Below are 19600 nucleotides of genomic sequence, written 5' to 3' on the forward strand. Positions count from 1 at the left end.
AGCGGCCGCTGAGCGGTCACTGTTGACGTCAGTTCGGAACAAAGCGCACGGCAGCGATCCTTCGCGCCCCCCTCTGTCCTGCCGGACATCTCCCCCACTTGGGGGGAGATTGGCCGCCACCTCGGCTTTTGCCAATCGCCAACGTTGCTGAACGAACCGGCGGCGAAGCTGCCGATCTCCCCCCTCGTGGGGGAGATGTCCGGCAGGACAGAGGGGGGCGCTGTCCCGCCGGCATCAAAAGGTTTCCACACCGCAGCAACCCTAAACGAACAGATCAACCTTCTGGAACGTCGTCACGTCGATCAGGCCGACGTCGGAAATCCTGAGCTCGGGGATGACGACCAGCGCCAGCAGCGAGTGCTGCATGTAGGCGTTGTTGAGCGAGCAGCCCATCTGGCGCATGGCGTCGCTGAGTTTGTCCGCCTTGGCGGCGACGATTTCCGCCCGCTCGTTCGACATCAGCCCGGCGATCGGCATTTCGACCAGCGCCAGCTCCTTGCCGTTGGAAAACAGCACGACGCCGCCGCCGACCTCGCCCAGCCGGTTCACCGCCAATGCCATGTCCTGCTTGTTGGTGCCAACGACGATGATGTGGTGGGCATCGTGCGCCACGCTGGAGGCCATGGCGCAGTCGCCGATATAGCCGAAGCCGGAGACGAAGGCGTTGGTGACGCCGCCGGTGCCCTTGTGGCGTTCGACCAATGCGATCTGGCAGACATCGTTGCGGCGATCCATGGCAACCAGCCCGTCCTCGACGGCAAGATCGGCCTCCAGCGCCCGCGTCGGCGCCTGGTTTTCGATGACGCCGATGACCCGCACCCGCACTTCGTTGGCGCCCATGGGTGCCGCGATGTCGAAATCGCCTGCCTTGAGCTTCTTGCCGAGCTTGACGGTGTTCTTCGCCGTCCGCGGATAATTGTAGGCTGGAATGTCGATTTCGAGCTTGCCGCCCTTGGCCAGCCTGACGCCGCGGCCATAGACCTCGTCGATGGTCATTTCGGCGAGGTCGGAGACGATCAGCAGATCGGCGAGCCGTCCCGGCGCGATCGAGCCGATCTCGCGCTCCAGCCGGAAATGCTGGGCGGTGTTGAGCGTCGCCATCTGGATCGCCGTCACCGGCTTCAAGCCCTGGCTGATGGCGTGGCGCACGACCCGGTCCATATGGCCTTCGTGCACCAGCGTACCGGAGTGGCTGTCGTCGGTGCACAGGATGAAGTTGCGCGGGTCGAGCCCGCTCTCCGTCACCGCCTTGATCTGCGAGGCCACGTCATACCAGGCCGAGCCCAGCCGCAGCATCGCCTTCATGCCCTGGCGGACGCGGGCGATGGCATCCTCGGCGCGCGTGCCTTCATGATCGTCCTCGGCGCCGCCGGCGACATAGCCGTGGAACGGCAGGCCGAGATCGCGCGAGGCATAGTGCCCGCCGACAGTCTTGCCGGCCCTCACCGTCGCCGCGATCTCGCCCGACATCACCGGATCATTGGCGGCGACGCCCGGAAAATTCATCACCTCGCCGAGCCCGATAATGTTTTCCCAGCTCATCGCCTCGGCAACATCGGCGACGGTCAGCTCGGCGCCGGCATGCTCCAGCCCCGGTGCCGAAGGCACGCAGGACGGCATCTGCACATGCACGTTGACCGGCATGGCGACGGCCTCGTCATGCATCAGCCGCACACCCGGCAGGCCGAGCACGTTGGCGATCTCATGCGGATCGATGAACATCGATGTGGTGCCGTGCGGGATCACCGCGCGGCAGAATTCCGTCACCGTCACCATGCCGCTCTCGACATGCATATGCGCGTCGCAAAGCCCCGGCACCAGATAGCGACCGCCGGCATCGACCACCTTGGTGCCCTGGCCGATGGCATGGCCGGCATTCGGCCCGCAATAGGCGAAGCGGCCGCCAGCGATGGCGACATCGGTGCCGGCGATGATCTCGCCCGAATGAACGTTGACCCAGCGCCCGTTGCGGATGACGAGATCGGCGGGCTTGCGGCCCATGGCGACATCGACCAGATGCGTCGCCATCTCGGCCCAGGGTTTTGGTTTCGTCGCATTGGCGGTCTTCGGCATCAACAGGCTCCTCTTTGCCCGACTGTGCCAAGCTGCGAGGATTTTGACCAGCGAGGAAGTAAGCGCCGACGGCGAAGTTGCAGATCTCCCCCCTCGAGGGGGAGATGTCGCCGAAGGCGACAGAGGGGGTCGGGACATCCTGACGCGAACCTTTACCGCGAACAAAACAGGCTGGCGCTCGACGCGCGACGACCCCCCTGGCCTACCCTCTTTGCCACAACTTGCCATCTCCCCCTCAAGGAGGGAGATCGATGCGCCATGGCTTTCGCCGATCGCCAAGGGCATTTTGTGCCGGCCGCAGCAACTTTGTTCTTGCTTTGTGCCGGCAGCTATGCTACTAATTTGGGTATGGTGCCAATTGGCTCCAACGACCCGTCCTCCCGAGGCGGGTTTTTTTGTTATTGCGCCATTCATGGCAAATGGCCCAGGCGGAATACGATTCCGTTGCGGCCAATCAGCCTTCGTCTCGTTAGAGGATCCTTCTGAATCGACGGTCGCGGAGTTTGACGCACTCCATCGTTCGAGCCTTCGGCCGGTTCAATCAATTCGATCGCGAACTGTCACTTCTTGCTCGGATCGTCTGCCGGGTTGACGTAGGTGATCTTGAATGGCCCCTCGCCATGAACCTGGATGATCGTTTCGCTTGTCGTCCAGGCGAAGTGATTCATTCCGGCCGGCGCGACGCCGAAGCCGCCAGCAGTCAGTTCGACGCCTTTCGCCTCGTCGAACTTATCGCCCATTCCAACATGGAAGTTGCCGGAAAGCACCGTTACGTATTCCGTGGTGGGATGATTATGTGCGGCAATTTTGTAGCCGGCGGGTGTCTTCAACCGCAGCACAAAGGCGCCGTCCTTTGAGGGATCTCCCGCGACAACAGCCATTTCCGCCCCAGCGGGAATGGCAGCAGGAGCAGGACCCCATTTGATGTCTTTGGCGTTCATCGGCATCTCATCGGCAAACAGAGGCGCCGTCCCAACAAGCAGCAGTGCCAGGGCAGAGGCAAGCTTGAGCATGACAATCTCCCAGTGTTTGTAGAGGATGGCGTCGAGTATCGGAGCGCCGATCCACTTGCCACTTCGAGCCTTACCAGGGCAGAGCGCCCGAACGCATCCTGCGAACGGGGGACGCGCATTCGCGGTAGCCGCGGAAGCTGCCGCTAAAAACATTTCCAGGTGAAACGATTTTGTTTGTATCACTGTAGGTGATCGGCCTCGCTAGCTTCCAGTGCCAGATTTGTCGACGGCAGAAGACGGCTTGACGGCCTTTGGCTGGCGGCTGAAAAGGGCTGGCCTGCGGACGTGGCGGAATTGGTAGACGCAAGGGACTTAAAATCCCTCGATCTCTGATCGTACGGGTTCGATTCCCGTCGTCCGCACCAGATTTGGTCTCGTTTGATAGTCTCCGTAACTGGAGACCGGGCGCTCGACCCAGTTCTGGGCCCCTCACACCCCAATCGGGTTCAGCTTCAAATGCTGGATCAGCATAATGGTCTTGGCGTCGATGATCCGACCATCGTGGATGCCGGCCAGTGCCTCGTCTAGCGGCATCTCCAAAACTTCGATGTCCTCGCCTTCGTCGTGGGCGCCGCCGCCGTCTGAAATGCGGTCGGCGGGCGAGTAGTGGGCGACGAAGAACCAGAGCCGCTCGGTCACGCTGCCGGGGCTCATATAGGGCGAAAACAGCCGCTGCACGTCCTTCAGCCGATAGCCGAGTTCCTCCTCGGCCTCCTTGCGGATGCAGGTTTCGGGATCGTCTTGGTCGAGCAGGCCGGCGCAGGCCTCGATCAGCGGCTCGCGGTGGCCGGTGACATAGGCCGGATAACGGAACTGCCGCACCAGAAGCACCGTCGAACGCTCCGGATCGAAAGGCAGGATCACCGCGCCGTCGCCGCGATCGTAGGTCTGGCGGGTGTGCGTTTCCCATTTGCCGTCGCGCCGGCGGTAGTCGAAGACGGTCTTTTTCAAAACCGCCCATTCGTCGGAAAGGACTTCCTCCGAGCGGATGCGAATGCGATCTTCCATGGTGGACTCCCTGCTGCCGCGGCAAGGCGTAGCCGCGAACGCCCGTTCGTGCAATCCGGCCAGCTATTGGTCCAGAGCACCGGTTCACCGTCTCGTGTCTGGCGCTGGCACAATCGGCTGCATAAATAGCGGCAACCCTTCGCGGAGTTTTTTATGACCTCATCGCTTTTCCAGCCGATCACCCTCGACGGCCTGACCTTCCCCAACCGCATCGCGGTCGCGCCGATGTGCCAGTATTCGGCCGACGACGGCTCGGCCAGCGATTGGCACCTCTATCACTGGATGAACCTGGCGATGTCGGGCGCCGGCATGGTCACCGTCGAGATGACCGATGTCGAACGGCGCGGCCGCATCTCGCATGGCTGTCTCGGCCTCTATTCCGAGGACAATGAGGCGGCGGCGCGACGCACGCTGGATGCAGCCAAGCGTGTCGCCGCACCGGGCGCGAAATTCGGCACGCAGCTTGCCCATGCCGGCCGCAAGGCCTCCAACCGGAAACCCTGGGAAGGCGGCGGCCCGCTGCACGCCGATCAGGATCCGTGGCCGATCGTGTCGGCCTCGGCAATCGCCTACGACACCGGCTGGCAGGTGCCGCGGGCGCTGGAGGATGACGAGATCCTGCAAATCATCGAACGCTTCGCCGACGCGGCGCGGCGGGCGGAGCGCGCCGGCTTCGACTTCATCGAGCTGCATGCCGCGCACGGCTATCTGATCTTCCAGTTTCTGTCGCCGCTTTCCAACAGGCGTACCGACCGCTGGGGCGGCTCGCTGGAAAACCGCATGCGTTTCGCCGTCGAGATCGCCAAGGCGGTAAAGAAGGCGGTGCCCAGGCTGATGCTGGGCGCGCGTCTGTCGATCAAGGAATGGGTCGATGGCGGCTTCGACGTCGAGGATGCGATCGAAGTGGCAAAAGCGCTGAAGGAAGTCGGCGTCGCCTATCTCTGCTGCTCGAGCGGCGGCAATTCGCCGTTGCAGAAGCTGCCGTCCGGACCCGGCTACCAGGTTCATCTGGCCGAAGCGGTGCGCAAGGGCGCCGGCATCGCGACGCGGGCCGTGGGCCTGATCGACGATCCGAAACAGGCCGAGGCGATCGTCGCCGACGGGCGCGCCGACATGGTGGCGCTGGCGCGCGCCTTCCTTGCCGATCCGCGCTGGGGCTGGCGCGCCGCGGCCACCTTCGGCGAAAAAATCCACCCGGCGCCGCAGCTTGCCCGCTCGGTGACGACGATGCAGCATTGGATGAAGGCGGCGAACTGACGGGGCGGGTTCTCACCTCGCTGGACAGGGAACCATAGCTTCGCTTTGATCCTCTGCCGGTGTAGAGTGGCGAGGGCCGCGGCTGGGCGCGGCAGGTTGGGGGAGCAGAGACATGTCGTTCAGGGGGATTTCCATTGCGGCTGCTGCCGCGGTTTTGGCCGGGCTGTCGTTCGCCTCACCAACACCGGCCGGGGCGCAATATTGCGAAGGCACGGTGCACGGTCTTTCCAGGCACTACAATCTGGCAACGGGAAGCGGCTTTCTCGCCGTTCGAGCCCGACCGAACTCGTCGTCACGCATGATCGGGCAATTGTTCAACGGCGACCAAACCGAGATCTTTGACCGTCGCGGAAACTGGTACAAGGTCGATTTCGGCGGCCGCGCCGGCTGGGCGAATGCGCGCTGGCTGCGCAACGACTGCGGCTATTGAGGTATTTTCGCCTGAGCTAAAATAGCTGTTGCAACCAAATCGGCCGCTCCGCGTTGGCGGCGATGATGGACAGCAAGCCATTTGAAAAGCCGGTCGTGGTCGAACTCGGCCATGTCGGCAAATATCGGCATATCCGCAGCGCCCAGGAGGCGGCGGAGTGCCTGATGACGGTCTGGCCACTCAATCGCGGGCCGCGTCATCGTGATGCCCTCGACACTTGCCTAAAAGTGCTGGAAGGTTATCGTTCGACGGCCGATGCACGCCGGGCACTGATCGAAGCCGCCAGGGAATCGGACGTGCTGGTTACGGACGACAGGCTGCCAAACGACAGACTGGCCGACGATAGGCTGCATTGAGGCAACGGGCTTTCAACCGGAGGGTTTCATGGCGAAACTGACCTACAAGATCGTCGAGCATGACGGAGGCTGGGCCTACAAGGTCGGCTCGACATTCTCCGAAACGTTCCCCACCCATCAGGACGCGTTGCGCGCCGCCGAGATCGCTTCCGCCGAACAGCAGGTCGCCGGCAACACCGACGGCATCCAGTACGAGGACGCCGACGGCAAATGGCACGACGAGCTCGCCGACGGCCGCGACCGGCCGCAGACCGAGGTTTCGGATTAGGGTGTGTCGATATCCAGGTGATGCCGGGCTGCTTTACAGGTCGGTTTGGTAGCGCTACCGTCTGACATCGCGCGTGACCGGGGAGGAGCCTGGTCGCTGTCGCGGTCCAGGCAAGAAAGCGGTTTCCTTCGAAGTCGTTGCGGGAATCAATCGGGAGGAAATCGATGGCGTCTGTCGCGATCGGCGATGTCTACAAATCATTCGGGACCGTCGAGGTCCTGCACGGGGTCAGCGTCGATATAGACGACGGCGAGTTCGTCACGCTGGTCGGGCCTTCGGGTTGCGGAAAGTCGACGCTGCTCAGGATGATCGCCGGCCTGGAAAAAATCTCGCGCGGCCAGATCGCGATCGGCAAACGTGTCGTCAACAACGTTGCGCCAAAAGAACGCGACGTCGCCATGGTCTTCCAGAACTATGCGCTCTACCCGCACATGACGGTCGCCGAGAACATGGCGTTCTCGCTGATGCTCAAGGGCGTTCCCAAGACGGAGAGCGATGCCGGCGTGCGGCGCGCGGCCGAAATCCTGGGACTGGTGCCGCTGCTCGACCGGTATCCGCGCCAGCTTTCCGGCGGCCAGCGCCAGCGCGTCGCCATGGGCCGCGCGATCGTGCGCGATCCGCAGGTCTTCCTGTTCGACGAGCCGCTCTCCAATCTCGATGCCAAGCTCCGGGTGCAGATGCGCGCCGAGATCAAGGAACTGCACCAGCGCCTGAAGACGACGACGGTTTACGTCACCCACGACCAGATCGAGGCGATGACCATGGCCGACAAGATCGTCGTCATGCACGACGGCATCGTCGAGCAGATCGGGCCGCCGCTCGAACTCTACGACCGGCCGAACAATCTTTTTGTCGCCAGCTTCATCGGCTCGCCCGCCATGAACATGCTGAGGGGCGAGATCGTAGGCGACGGCTCGCCGTCGTTTCGCGGCGCCGGAGGGATTTCGGTCCCGTTGGCCTCGGCACTTTCCATCGGCAATGGTGAGCCGGTCGTGCTGGGGATACGGCCCGAGCATTTGCGGCTATCCGACAATCAGGGCATTCCGGTCACTGTCGTGGTGGTCGAGCCGACAGGGTCCGAAGTGCAGCTCATCGGCCGAACCGCCGGCGGCGAGGAGATCGTCGCCAATTTCCGGGAACGGCATTCCTTCACGCCGGGCGAAACCATCTGGCTTACGGCCGAGCCTGGCCTCATCCATCTCTTTCACGGCAAAACCGGACAGCGGTTCGAAACACCCATCAAGCAGTAGGACGGCACGGACAATAAGCAGGAGGAAGCGACATGAAATTCACCAGACGCGACGTGATCCGCACCACCGCCGGCGCTGCGGCGGGAGCCTTGGGAAGCCGGCTCATCGGCTCTCCCGCCTTTGCCCAGGAGGGATTGAAGTACAAGCCCGAGGACGGCGCCAAGCTCAGGCTGCTGCGCTGGTCGCCCTTCGTGCAGGGCGACGAGGATCAATGGCTGGCCAACACCAAGCGCTTCACCGAAGCGACCGGTGTCGAGGTCCGCGTCGACAAGGAAAGCTGGGAGGACATCCGTCCCAAGGCAGCGGTCGCCGCCAATGTCGGCTCCGGCCCGGACTTGATGTTGGTCTGGTTCGACGACCCGCATCAATATCCCGACAAGCTGCATGACGTGACGGAACTGGGCGAATATCTCGGCTCGAAATATGGCGGCTGGCATGATGGACCGAAGCAATATGCGACACGGCAAGGCAAATTCCTCGGCCTGCCGCTGGCCACCATCGGCAATGCCATCGTCTATCGTGAAAGCTGGGTGAAGGAGGCCGGCTTCTCCGAATTTCCGAAGGACACGGCAGGCTTGCTCGAGCTTTGCAAGGCATTGCAGGCGAAGGGACACCCGGCCGGCTTCACGCATGGCCACGGCGTCGGCGACGGCAACAACTACGCCCACTGGCTGCTATGGAGCCATGGCGGCCAGATGGTCGACGAGAGCGGCAAGGTGACGATCAACAGCCCCGAGACGCTGAAGGCGATCGAATACGCGCAACAGCTCTACAAGACCTTCATTCCCGGTACCGAAAGCTGGCTCGACGTCAACAACAACCGCGCCTACCTGGCCGGCGAATTGAGCGTGATCGCCAATGGCATTTCCGCCTACAACACCGCCAAGATCAACAAGGACAAGGATCCGAAACTGACCGAAATCGCCAAGGACACGCGCACGACCAACCTGCCGATCGGTCCTGTCGGGAAATCCGTCGAGCTGTTCCAGGTGACCACGGCCGTGATCTTCGACTACACGCCCTACCCCAATGCGGCCAAAGCCTATCTGCAGTTCATGTTCGAGGAACAGCAAATGTCGCAGTGGATCACGTCCTCGGCGGGCTATTGCTGCCAGACGCTCAAAGCCTTCGACAACAACCCGGTGTGGACGGCCGATCCGAACAATGCCGCCTACGCCAAGGCCTCGGCGACGCTGCGGCCCAACGGCTATGCCGGCCCGCTCGGCTATGCTTCGGCGGCGACCATGGCCGACTATGTGCTGGTCGACATGTTCGCCAAGGCGGTGACAGGCCAGGCGACGCCGCAAGAAGCGATGGCAGAAGCCGAGAAGCGCGCAAACCGCTACTATCGCGTTTGAGCGGATTCAGCCGGGCAGCCATGCTGCCCGGCTTCGAATCGCCCATGGCCGCCTGGCCGATCAATGAGACTTAGAGGAGCCGACCCATGGCCGTGACCTCCGCTGCCGCTCAGCCACCCCGGTCGACGCTGTCGCGCATTTTGACGTTCGTGTCTGAAAGTCATAACGCGCTTGGCTTCGGCTTCATGCTGCCGGCGGCGGCGCTGCTGCTGGTCTTCCTAACCTATCCGCTCGGGCTCGGCGTCTGGCTCGGCTTCACCGATGCCCGCATCGGCCGCCCCGGCATCTTCATCGGCATCGAGAACTACGAATATCTGTGGGATGACGCCGTCTTCTGGCTCTCCGTCTTCAACACCTTGCTCTACACGATCAGCGCCTCGATCCTGAAGTTTGCGCTAGGCCTCTGGCTGGCGCTTATCCTCAACCAGAACCTGCCGTTCAAGTCGTTCTTCCGCGCGATCGTCCTGCTGCCCTGGGTGGTGCCGACGGTGCTGTCGGCCATCGCCTTCTGGTGGATCTACGATTCGCAGTTCTCGATCCTGTCCTGGGCGCTTATGGAAATGGGCCTGATCGACCATCGCATCAACTTCCTCGGCGATCCGGAGAATGCGCGCGCTTCGGTCATCGCCGCCAATGTCTGGCGCGGCATTCCTTTCGTGGCGATCACGCTGCTTGCCGGCCTGCAGACGATTCCGCAGTCGCTCTACGAGGCCGCCACGCTCGACGGCGCCAGCCGCTGGCAATTGTTCCGCTATGTGACGCTGCCGCTGCTGACGCCGATCATCGCCATAACCATGACGTTTTCGGTGCTGTTCACCTTCACCGATTTCCAGCTGATCTATGTGCTGACGCGCGGCGGGCCGGTGAACGCCACCCATCTGATGGCGACGCTGTCGTTCCAGCGCGGCATTTCCGGAGGCCAGCTTGGCGAAGGCGCCGCGATCGCAGTCGCCATGATCCCGTTCCTGCTGGCGGCGATCCTGTTCAGCTACTTTGGCCTGCAACGCCGCAAATGGCAGCAGGGCGGCGGAGATTGACATGACCGCGATCGAAACGAGCAAACGCCCCGAACTCGACGAAGGCGGCATGGGCTACCTGCAGAGTGTGCCGCGCCGCGTGGTGACGGTTTACCTGCCGTTGCTGATATTCGTCATCGTGCTGTTGTTTCCGTTCTACTGGATGACGATCACGGCGGTTAAGCCCAACCTCGAGATGACCGACTACGCCAATTTCAATCCATTCTGGGTGGTGCATCCGACGCTCGAGCATATCCGCTATCTTCTCTTCGAGACGTCCTATCCGGGCTGGCTGCTCAACACGATCATCATCTCGACCGCCGCCACTTTCCTGTCGCTGCTGGCAGCAGTGTTCGCTGCCTATGCGATCGAACGCTTGCGGTTCTCCGGGGCGCGGCAGGTCGGCCTCGCGGTGTTCCTGGCCTATCTCGTGCCGCCGTCGATCCTGTTCATTCCGCTGTCGGTGATGGTGTTCAACCTTGGGCTTTACGACACGCCCTTCGCGCTCATCCTCACCTATCCGACCTTCCTGATCCCGTTCTGCACATGGCTGCTGATGGGTTACTTCCGCTCGATCCCGTTCGAGCTGGAGGAATGCGCGCTGATCGACGGGGCGAGCCGCTGGCAGATCCTCACCAAGATCGTGCTGCCGCTGTCGGTGCCGGGCCTGATTTCCGCGGGCATCTTCGCATTCACGCTGTCATGGAACGAGTTCATCTACGCCTTGACCTTCATCCAGTCGTCCGAAAACAAGACTGTGCCGGTCGGCGTGCTCACCGAACTGGTGCGCTCGGACGTCTATGAATGGGGGGCGCTGATGGCGGGAGCGCTGATCGGCTCGCTGCCGGTGGTGGTGCTCTATTCGTTCTTTGTCGAGCACTATGTTTCCTCGATGACCGGAGCCGTGAAGGAATAAGTTCGGAGGTATTCCCGGCGGCCGGGATGTCCCGAGGCACCCTGCCGGCCGAGGCTGCGGCGGGTTGCACACCTTTGCGTGAGGTTCTGGGAGCGTGTCAGCTGCTGGTGTCGGACTTCGGCGCAAATGCGCGGTCGGCAATGCGTTCGATGAAAGCGACGACCCGTTCCGGCCCGACGAATTGTGGCATATGGCCAAGCCCCTCGACCGGCTCGAAATCGAGCCCGCTGATCTTTTCCATCAGCGGCCAGCCATGGATATCGATGCCCAGCACGAAGTCGGAAGCACCAAACAGAATGCCAGCCGGCATGGTGATCTCGCGATAGCGTTGCTCGATACGGCCAAGGTCGTGCTCGATGGCCACGACATCGGTCGACGTTGCATAGAAATGGCTTGGCCTGAGCCCGCACCAGCCGCCGCCCTCGACCATATAGTCGGCCGGCGTCGCCTGCGGCGCGAAAATGAAGGCCAGCGTGCGTTCTGCGTATCTGAGAGCCGCCGGGATCGCCACCGTGTGAGCCATGATCCGGCGCCGCAGCGGCGACTGAATGTATAGCGGGCCGAACTTCTCGCGCGCGTCCGGCTCCAGATGGGTCAGCGGCGCCAGCAAGGCGATACCGGAAACCGCCTCGGGATGCTCGACAGCCAGCGTCAGCGCGATGGCGCCACCCAGCGAATGGCCGACGATCAGCGGCTTTTGCAGTCCAAGCGCCTCGATAAAATGCCGCACGATCTCGGCCTGCTCGGGTAGCCGCCCGCTGGCGCCCCTGGCCCGCACCGAATAGCCGGAACCCGGACGGTCGAGCGCGATCAGCCGATAGTTCGGGCCGAACCGTCCGAACAGCGTGTGGCGGAATTGATGAAGCTGCGCGCCGAGGCCGTGCAGGAAGACGATCGGCCGCCCCTCGCCCATCTCGAAATAATGGATGCGATTGCCGTCGATCTCGATGAATTTACCGCTGGCCGGCACCAGCCTTTCGGCTTTCGCCGCAATCCGCAGCGTCGCCAGCACAGGATAAGCTGCCACGACGAGCGCCAGCAGAAACAGCGCGCCGGGCAGCCATAGAAGAATCGATACCGGCATGTTCTTGCTCATGGCCCAAACCGGCGCAGCATCACCCGCCGAAGGTTCCACTGCAAGGGAGGTGGCACAGGTGGATCCGTCGTTTGGCGGCATTGCCGCCGGCCGTTCGCCGCGCTATCTCAGGCGACCCGTTGCCGGAGCCTGCCATGACCGAAATCGTCACCGCCGCCATGCTCGTCATCGGCGACGAGATTCTGTCCGGCCGCACCAAGGACAAGAACATCGGCCACCTCGCCGACATCATGACGGCGATCGGCATCGACCTGAAGGAAGTGCGCATCGTTGCGGACGAGGAAGACGAGATCGTCGCTGCGGTGAATGCGCTGCGCACCCGCTACAGCTATGTCTTCACCACCGGCGGCATCGGCCCGACGCATGACGACATCACCGCCGATTCCATCGCCAAGGCCTTCGGCGTGCCGTGCGAATACGACGCCAGGGCCTACGCCCTGCTGGAGGCAAGCTATGCTGCCCGCGGCATCGAATACACCGAAGCGCGCAAGCGCATGGCGCGGATGCCGCGCGGGGCAGACCACATCGACAACCCGGTGTCGGTTGCGCCGGGCTTTCGCATCGGCAACGTCCATGTCATGGCCGGCGTGCCGGCGATTTTCCAGGCGATGCTCGACAATGTCGTGCCGACATTACGGGCCGGCACCAAAATGCTGTCGGCAACCGTGGAATGTCCGTTCGGTGAAGGCCTGATCGGCGGCCCGCTGGGCGACATCCAGAAGGCGCATCCGGATACGATCATCGGCTCCTACCCGAAATATGGCGACGGCAAATTCTGGACGGAACTGGTGGTGCGCGCCCGCAGCCAGCAGGCGCTGGACTCCGCGCGCGCCGACGTAGAGGTTATGGTGGCGGGCCTGACCAAGGCAAGCAAGGTGGGCTGATCGGCAGGCGTGACGGAACCAAGCATCGCGCCGTGACGTTTGTCACGAGTGGGATCGCCGAAAAACTGAGGGATTGCCCATGCGCTTCAAGACCATTGTCGCCATATTGCAGAATGAACAGGACGCCGAGCGCGTTCTCGACTGCGCGATCCCGCTGGCCAGCCGGTTCCAGAGCCATCTGATCGGCATTCATGCCGAGGCGCTGCCCGTGCCCTACACCTCGGCCACCGGCTTTCCGGACACCGAGTTCCTGCAGGTTTCGGCCGACATGAACCGGGAGCGCGCCGAGAAGTTGCAGGCCGCCTTTCACAAACGCGTCGAGAATTCCGGCCTGTCGTTCGAGTGGCGCAGCCTCGAGAGTTTTTCCGGCGACAGTGCGCTGACCGGTATCTCGACCGTTCGCACCGCGGATCTGATCATCGCCGCGCAGCGCGAATCGAGCGGCGATCCGAGCGCCGACGTCGACACGCTGGTCTACGATGCCGGCCGGCCGGTGCTGGTGGTGCCGCATTCGGGTCCGCTGGTCACCAGCTTCAAGCACGTGCTGCTCGCCTGGAACGGCAGCAAGGAGGCCGCACGCGCGGCCTTCGATGCCCTGCCCTTCATCATCGAGGCCGAGAAGACGGACATCGTCGTCATCGACCCGCCGGATACGCTCGAAGAGGCGCCGGAAACGGCCGGCGCCGAGATCGCCGCCTCGCTGTCCAGGCACGGCGCGACCGTCAGCGTCTCGGTGCTGAGGTCCGGCGGCGCCTCGGTCGACGACATCATCCAGACCAGGGTCGCCGAATCGGGCGCGGACCTGCTCGTGCTCGGCGCCTACAGCCATTCCTGGCTGCGCCAGCTGCTGTTCGGCGGGGTGACGCGAACGGTGCTGCGCACCGCGCCGGTGGCGGCTTTCCTGTCGCGGTAAGTTGATAGAGATCACGGGTTGGACAATCGCTTTGCCGCGCCCTTGCCAAGGCCAAGCCTTTCCAGTTAATTCCGCCCGCATTCCATAGTGTCTGCGCGCGATGCGCGCTTTGCGGAGTGCGCGAAAGATGTCCCTGCCCGAAAAAGCCTTCCCGGTCTCCTGGGACCAGTTCCACCGCGATGCACGCGCGCTCGCCTGGCGGCTTGCCGGCGCCAACAAGGGGCAATGGAAGGCAATCGTCTGCATCACGCGCGGCGGCCTGGTTCCGGCCGCCATCATTTCGCGCGAGCTCGGCATCCGCATCATCGAGACGGTCTGCGTTGCCTCCTATCACGATTATACCAGCCAGGGGCAGTTGCAGGTGCTGAAGGAGGTCACCCCGGCGCTGCTCGCCGATGACGGCGCTGGCGTGCTGATCATCGACGACCTCACCGACACCGGCAAGACGGCGGGCATCGTGCGCGCGATGATGCCTAGGGCGCATTTCGCCACCGTCTATGCCAAGCCGAAAGGCAGGCCGATGGTCGACACTTTCGTTACCGAGGTCAGCCAGGACACCTGGATCTATTTTCCCTGGGACATGGGCTTCACCTACCAAAAGCCGATCGCCGACGACCACGCCGGCTGATTCGCGGTAACGCCGCTTCCGTCGGAAGACAGCGTCGAGCACTCCTTGAAGGAGTGGCCCCGGCACACGATATTTCCTTAATCGACGCCCATTGGAGTGGTTAACCAGTCCACATGAAGTTTTTTACTTTTATTGCTTATGATTAGCCGTAAGATTTACGAGACGGCAAACGATTCTGGAAGCTGGGGCAAGCTTCTCCGATGTTGACAAGGCCAACGACGCACAACCATCTGGCCGAAAGAGTCCGGCGACTCTTCGGCACGGTGCCGTCCCGCCTGCAGGTTGCAGCGCTGCCTTGGCGCGATAGCGAGGACGGCGTGGAGGTCATGTTGATCACCAGCCGCGATACCGGCCGCTGGGTGCTTCCCAAGGGCTGGCCGGAAGCAAAGGAGCCGCTTTGCGAAGCAGCGGCGCGCGAGGCCGGCGAAGAGGCCGGGCTGCGCGGCACGATCTCGCATCATGAGGCCGGCCGCTATTTCTATGCCAAGGTGCTGGCGTCCGGCGAGGAAGTGCCCTGCGAGGTGCTGGTGTTTCCGCTGCACGTCGACAAGGTCGCCGACCGGTGGAAGGAAAAGCGGGCGCGCATCCGCAAATGGGTCAGCGCCGCCGAGGCGGTACGCATGGTCAACGAGCCCGACCTTTGTCAGATCATCGCCCATTTCGGTGCTGACCCGCATCGCTTCAACTGAGTCGGCACATGGCTTCCGAGTCGGCATGGTCTTCGCTGCGGCGAAGGCCTTCGAGCGTCGGCACCAGGCTTGTGGCTACAAAAACGGAAATCAGCGCGCTTCTGTCCCCGTTATCCACATATGTGACACACAAGATGTTGGGGTCATAAAAGCTACGCAAACGAATCCTTGACGGCGCAAAACGAGTCGCCTTTTATAGGCCATGCGCTCCTGTTGAGAGTGCGACCGGAAAAGTTTCGAGGCCGGTCTTTTTCCCGGAATATGTGCGTTTTGATCCGCATTCCCGCCTGTTTACGAGGCCGGCGAAGGCGTGGGATTTTGAAGCCTTGGGGGGCAAAAGGGGAGGATTGTCGGACTTGAATAAATTGTCTGTTAACACTATATTTAGTGTTTGCAGGTAGGTTCGACGCTAGATAATGTGAATTTCCCTCGACCGAGGGCGTTACAAAAAGTTTTCAGTTTTGAGGGACCCACAGGGTCCGTGAGCGCGTTGGACAGCGGCCTCGCAAGAGGCTCGACCGGCAGGGCCGCGGAGACTGTGACTATGAGAGCCGGCGGTTTCGAACGCCGGCAGACGGCGGCCATGCGCGTTTCGTCACGAGGGCAGAAATCCTCTGGGAAAAGCGCTATATGTAGACAAAAGGGACCGGACCAATGCGCATCGAGCGTCGTTTCACCAAGCCAGGGCAATCAGCTTACGCGGAGATTGAATTCCGCAAGGCGCTTTCGGAGATCAAGAATCCGGATGGCTCGGTGGTGTTCCGCTTGGACAACATCGACGTGCCGGCGCAGTTCTCCCAGGTTGCCGCCGATATCCTGGCGCAGAAATATTTCCGCAAGGCGGGCGTCCCCGCACGGCTGAAGAAGGTCGAGGAGACGCAAGTCCCCTCCTTCCTGTGGCGCTCGGTCGCCGACGAGGCTGAACTGGCCAAGCTGCCGGAAGCCGAGCGCTACGGTTCCGAGACCGACGCCCGCCAGGTCTTCGACCGGCTTGCCGGCACCTGGACCTATTGGGGCTGGAAAGGCGGCTACTTCAAGTCGGAGGAAGACGCGCGCGCCTTCCGCGACGAGCTCGCCTATATGCTGGCCACCCAGCGCGTCGCACCGAATTCGCCGCAATGGTTCAACACCGGCCTGCACTGGGCCTATGGCATCGACGGCCCGAGCCAGGGCCATTTCTATGTCGACCCGTTCACCGGCAAGCTGACCAAGTCGAAGTCTTCCTACGAGCATCCGCAGCCGCATGCCTGCTTCATCCAGGGCGTGCAGGACGACCTCGTCAACGAGGGCGGCATCATGGATTTGTGGGTGCGTGAGGCGCGCCTGTTCAAATACGGCTCCGGCACCGGCTCCAACTTCTCGTTCCTGCGCGGCGAAGGCGAAAAGCTGTCGGGCGGCGGCCGCTCGTCGGGCCTGATGAGCTTCCTCAAGATCGGCGACCGCGCCGCCGGCGCCATCAAGTCGGGCGGCACGACGCGTCGCGCCGCGAAAATGGTCATCGTCGACGCCGATCATCCCGATATCGAGGAATTCATCGACTGGAAGGTCAATGAGGAGCAGAAGGTAGCCTCGCTGGTCACCGGCTCGAAGATCGTCAAGAAGCACCTCGAAGCGATCATGAAGGCCTGCATCAACTGCGAAGGCAATGGCGACGATTGCTTCGATCCGGCGGTCAACACCGCGCTGAAGCGCGAGATCAAGGCGGCCAAGAAGGACGCGGTGCCGGAGAACTACATCTACCGCGTCATCCAGTTCGCCAAGCAGGGCTATACCTCGATGTCGTTCAAGACCTACGACACCGACTGGGATTCGGATGCCTATCTCACCGTTTCCGGCCAGAACTCCAACAATTCGGTGTCGCTGAAGGACGATTTCCTGCGCGCCGTCGAGCAGGATGGAGACTGGCATCTCACCGCCCGCAAGGACGGCAAGGTGCTGAAGACGCTGAAGGCGCGCGATCTCTGGGAAAAGATCGGCTATGCCGCCTGGGCGTCGGCCGATCCCGGCCTGCATTTCAACACGACGATGAACGACTGGCACACCTGCGCCTCGGCCGGTGCGATCCGGGCGTCAAATCCGTGCTCGGAATATATGTTCCTCGACGACACCGCCTGCAATCTGGCCTCGATCAACCTTCTGCCCTACCGCAACGCCGACGGCACCATCGACATCGCCGCCTACGAGCACACGGTGCGGCTGTGGACCATGGTGCTGGAAATCTCCGTCATGATGGCGCAGTTCCCGTCGAAGGAGATCGCCAAGCTTTCCTACGAGTACCGCACGCTCGGCCTTGGCTATGCCAATATTGGCGGCCTGCTGATGACCTCGGGCATTCCCTATGATTCCGACGAGGGCCGCGCCATCTGCGCCGCCCTCACCGCGATCATGACCGGCACGGCCTATGCCACTTCGGCTGAAATGGCCGCCGAGCTCGGCGCCTTCCCCGACTACGACCGCAATGCGCAGAACATGCTGCGCGTCATGCGCAATCACCGCCGTGCTGCCTATGGCGAAAGGGACGGCTACGAGAAGCTTGCCGTCAACCCGGTGCCGCTGGTCGCCTCGGATCTCAAGCAGCAGGAGCTTGCCAACCATGCCAAGGCCGCCTGGGACCGCGCCATCGAGCTTGGCGAGGAGCATGGCTACCGCAACGCGCAGGCAACGGTGATCGCGCCGACCGGCACGATCGGCCTGGTGATGGATTGCGACACCACCGGCATCGAGCCCGATTTCGCGCTGGTAAAATTCAAGAAGCTCGCCGGCGGCGGCTATTTCAAGATCATCAACCGTGCGGTTCCGGAAGCGTTGCGCACGCTCGGTTATTCCGAGAGCCAGATCGCCGAGATCGAGGCCTATGCCGTCGGCCACGGCAATCTCAACCAGGCGCCGGGCATCAATCCCGGCTCGCTCAAGGCAAAAGGCTTCACCGACGAAAAGATCGCAGCACTCAATGCCGCGCTGAAGTCGGCCTTCGACATCAAGTTCGTCTTCAACCAGTGGACGCTGGGCGCCGACTGGGTGAAGGAGACGTTCGGCTTCACCGATGAGCAGCTCAACGATTTCTCGTTCGAGATGCTGCCGGCGCTTGGCTTTTCAAAGAAGGACATCGAGGCCGCCAACATCCATGTCTGCGGGGCGATGACGCTGGAAGGCGCGCCGTTCCTGAAGGCCGAACACCTGCCGGTGTTCGACTGCGCCAGCCCGTGCGGCAAGATCGGCAAGCGTTCGCTGTCGATCAACAGCCACATCATGATGATGGCGGCGGCGCAGCCCTTCATCTCCGGCGCCATTTCCAAGACCATCAACATGCCGAACGACGCGACGGTGGAAGACGCCAAGGGCGCCTACATGCTGTCGTGGAAGCTGGCGCTGAAGGCCAACGCGCTCTATCGCGACGGCTCGAAGCTCTCGCAGCCGCTCAATGCCTCGCTGCTCGCCGATGGCGAGGAGGACGAGGACGAAGCCGTCGAGCAGCTGATCGCGGCACCGGCCGCGCAGCGCGCCGTTCAGGTGACCGAGAAGATCGTCGAGCGCGTCGTCGAGCGTCTCTACCGCGACCGCGAGAAACTGCCGAACCGCCGCAAGGGCTATACCCAGAAGGCGGTCGTCGGCGGCCACAAGGTCTATCTCAGGACCGGCGAGTTCGACGACGGCCGTATCGGCGAGATCTTCATCGACATGCACAAGGAAGGTGCGGCCTTCCGGGCGATGATGAACAACTTCGCCATCGCCATCTCGCTCGGCCTGCAATATGGCGTGCCGCTCGACGAATATGTCGAGGCCTTCACCTTCACCAAGTTCGAGCCGGCCGGCATGGTGCAGGGCAACGACGCGATCAAGAACGCCACGTCGATCCTCGACTACGTGTTCCGCGAACTGGCTGTCTCCTATCTCGGCCGCCACGATCTCGCCCATGTCGACCAGTCGGATTTCGACAAGACTGCACTCGGACGCGGCATCAACGAAGGCAAGGCGACGCCCTTCTCCAAGGGTCTCACCCGCGGTGCCTCGCCGGTCAAGCTGGTGTCGGGCATGGGTGCGGAGCCCAAGGGCTTTGCCGGCGCGGGCTCCGGAACTCCGTCCCGTACCGCCCCAACCGCCTTCTCCGGCTCCAACGTGCTGACGTTGAAGCCGGCCAGCGACGAAGCCATCGCCTACAAGCGCGACTACGAGGAGCGCGCCAGGGAACTGGTCGAGGACATCGTCTACGCGGAAGCCTCCGACCCGACGGAGCTGTTCACCGACGAGGCCGCGAAAGAAGCAGCCGAAGCCAAAGCGCTCGCCGCCAACCGGCGCCAGCAATCGCTGATGCAGGGCTACACCGGCAACGAATGCTCGGAGTGCCATAATTTCACGATGGTGCGGAACGGGACGTGCGAGAAGTGCGATACTTGTGGGGCGACGAGCGGGTGTAGTTGAGGGAATCTGAAACGCTAAATGAACAT

At 62.7% G+C, this 19600-nt stretch carries 17 protein-coding genes and 1 tRNA gene; 14 read left to right on the top strand and 4 right to left on the bottom strand.

The annotated features are described in order from the left end of the window. Positions 1 to 261 precede the first annotated feature (261 nt). Together ade and NKH43_RS27985 are read right to left on the bottom strand one after the other, a co-directional pair. Entirely contained in the window at positions 262 to 2073 is a 1812-nt protein-coding gene (gene ade, locus NKH43_RS27980) for an adenine deaminase (RefSeq protein WP_352860896.1), read from the bottom strand. A gap of 560 nt (positions 2074 to 2633) precedes the next feature. After that, complete coding sequence (locus tag NKH43_RS27985; RefSeq protein WP_352681862.1) at positions 2634 to 3014, bottom strand: cupin domain-containing protein; 381 nt, start codon at positions 3012 to 3014, stop codon at positions 2634 to 2636. Positions 3015 to 3365: 351 nt separating this feature from the next. Here NKH43_RS27985 and NKH43_RS27990 point away from each other — a divergent pair. Beyond that, positions 3366 to 3451: transfer RNA gene (locus tag NKH43_RS27990), tRNA-Leu, on the top strand. A 64-nt stretch (positions 3452 to 3515) separates the two neighbouring features. On the opposite strand, the gene NKH43_RS27995 is transcribed toward NKH43_RS27990, so the two are convergent. Continuing rightward, complete coding sequence (locus NKH43_RS27995) at positions 3516 to 4094, bottom strand: NUDIX domain-containing protein (RefSeq protein ID WP_352860898.1); 579 nt, start codon at positions 4092 to 4094, stop codon at positions 3516 to 3518. A 153-nt stretch (positions 4095 to 4247) separates the two neighbouring features. Between NKH43_RS27995 and NKH43_RS28000 the strand changes: the two genes are divergently transcribed. From NKH43_RS28000 to NKH43_RS28035, 8 genes are all read left to right on the top strand, one after another. Further along, positions 4248 to 5351, top strand: a complete 1104-nt coding sequence (locus NKH43_RS28000) for an NADH:flavin oxidoreductase/NADH oxidase (protein ID WP_352860900.1) — start codon at positions 4248 to 4250, stop codon at positions 5349 to 5351. Between the two features lie 112 nt (positions 5352 to 5463). Further along, positions 5464 to 5781: an SH3 domain-containing protein gene (locus NKH43_RS28005; RefSeq protein WP_352860902.1), complete on the top strand. Its 318-nt coding sequence runs from the start codon at positions 5464 to 5466 to the stop codon at positions 5779 to 5781. 62 nt (positions 5782 to 5843) lie between these two features. Further along, positions 5844 to 6137, top strand: a complete 294-nt coding sequence (locus NKH43_RS28010) for a DUF982 domain-containing protein (protein ID WP_352641155.1) — start codon at positions 5844 to 5846, stop codon at positions 6135 to 6137. A 28-nt stretch (positions 6138 to 6165) separates the two neighbouring features. Then, a complete protein-coding gene (locus tag NKH43_RS28015; RefSeq protein WP_023674770.1) occupies positions 6166 to 6405 on the top strand; it encodes a DUF2188 domain-containing protein in 240 nt (79 codons plus the stop codon). Between the two features lie 164 nt (positions 6406 to 6569). Further along, positions 6570 to 7655 (top strand): ABC transporter ATP-binding protein, encoded by a 1086-nt coding sequence (locus NKH43_RS28020; RefSeq protein ID WP_352860904.1) that lies wholly within the window; start codon positions 6570 to 6572, stop codon positions 7653 to 7655. A gap of 32 nt (positions 7656 to 7687) precedes the next feature. After that, complete coding sequence (locus NKH43_RS28025) at positions 7688 to 9013, top strand: ABC transporter substrate-binding protein (protein ID WP_352495827.1); 1326 nt, start codon at positions 7688 to 7690, stop codon at positions 9011 to 9013. A 185-nt stretch (positions 9014 to 9198) separates the two neighbouring features. Further along, positions 9199 to 10050, top strand: a complete 852-nt coding sequence (locus tag NKH43_RS28030) for a carbohydrate ABC transporter permease (protein WP_376705884.1) — start codon at positions 9199 to 9201, stop codon at positions 10048 to 10050. Between the two features lies 1 nt (position 10051). Further along, the gene (locus NKH43_RS28035; protein ID WP_023717433.1) at positions 10052 to 10945 is read left to right on the top strand and encodes a carbohydrate ABC transporter permease; all 894 of its coding nucleotides are present in this window, start codon (positions 10052 to 10054) and stop codon (positions 10943 to 10945) included. Between the two features lie 97 nt (positions 10946 to 11042). Here NKH43_RS28035 and NKH43_RS28040 read toward each other — a convergent pair whose 3' ends face one another. Continuing rightward, on the bottom strand, positions 11043 to 12029 hold the full coding sequence (locus NKH43_RS28040; protein ID WP_352860906.1) for an alpha/beta fold hydrolase: 987 nt from the start codon (positions 12027 to 12029) through the stop codon (positions 11043 to 11045). Between the two features lie 146 nt (positions 12030 to 12175). On the opposite strand from NKH43_RS28040, the gene NKH43_RS28045 reads away from it, so the two are divergent. From NKH43_RS28045 to NKH43_RS28065, 5 genes are all read left to right on the top strand, one after another. Then, positions 12176 to 12925 carry a competence/damage-inducible protein A gene (locus tag NKH43_RS28045; protein WP_352481143.1) on the top strand — a complete coding sequence of 250 codons (750 nt, stop codon included), beginning with the start codon at positions 12176 to 12178 and terminating at the stop codon, positions 12923 to 12925. A 79-nt stretch (positions 12926 to 13004) separates the two neighbouring features. Then, positions 13005 to 13838, top strand: a complete 834-nt coding sequence (locus tag NKH43_RS28050; protein ID WP_023717430.1) for a universal stress protein — start codon at positions 13005 to 13007, stop codon at positions 13836 to 13838. Positions 13839 to 13965: 127 nt separating this feature from the next. Next, positions 13966 to 14466, top strand: a complete 501-nt coding sequence (gene gpt, locus NKH43_RS28055) for a xanthine phosphoribosyltransferase (protein ID WP_352481145.1) — start codon at positions 13966 to 13968, stop codon at positions 14464 to 14466. Between the two features lie 200 nt (positions 14467 to 14666). Further along, entirely contained in the window at positions 14667 to 15155 is a 489-nt protein-coding gene (locus NKH43_RS28060) for an NUDIX hydrolase (RefSeq protein ID WP_352790689.1), read from the top strand. A gap of 654 nt (positions 15156 to 15809) precedes the next feature. Next, on the top strand, positions 15810 to 19574 hold the full coding sequence (locus tag NKH43_RS28065) for a vitamin B12-dependent ribonucleotide reductase (protein ID WP_352481147.1): 3765 nt from the start codon (positions 15810 to 15812) through the stop codon (positions 19572 to 19574). Positions 19575 to 19600 lie beyond the last annotated feature (26 nt).

The organism is Mesorhizobium sp. M1163 (genome assembly GCF_040318415.1).
Lineage (GTDB): Bacteria > Pseudomonadota > Alphaproteobacteria > Rhizobiales > Rhizobiaceae > Mesorhizobium.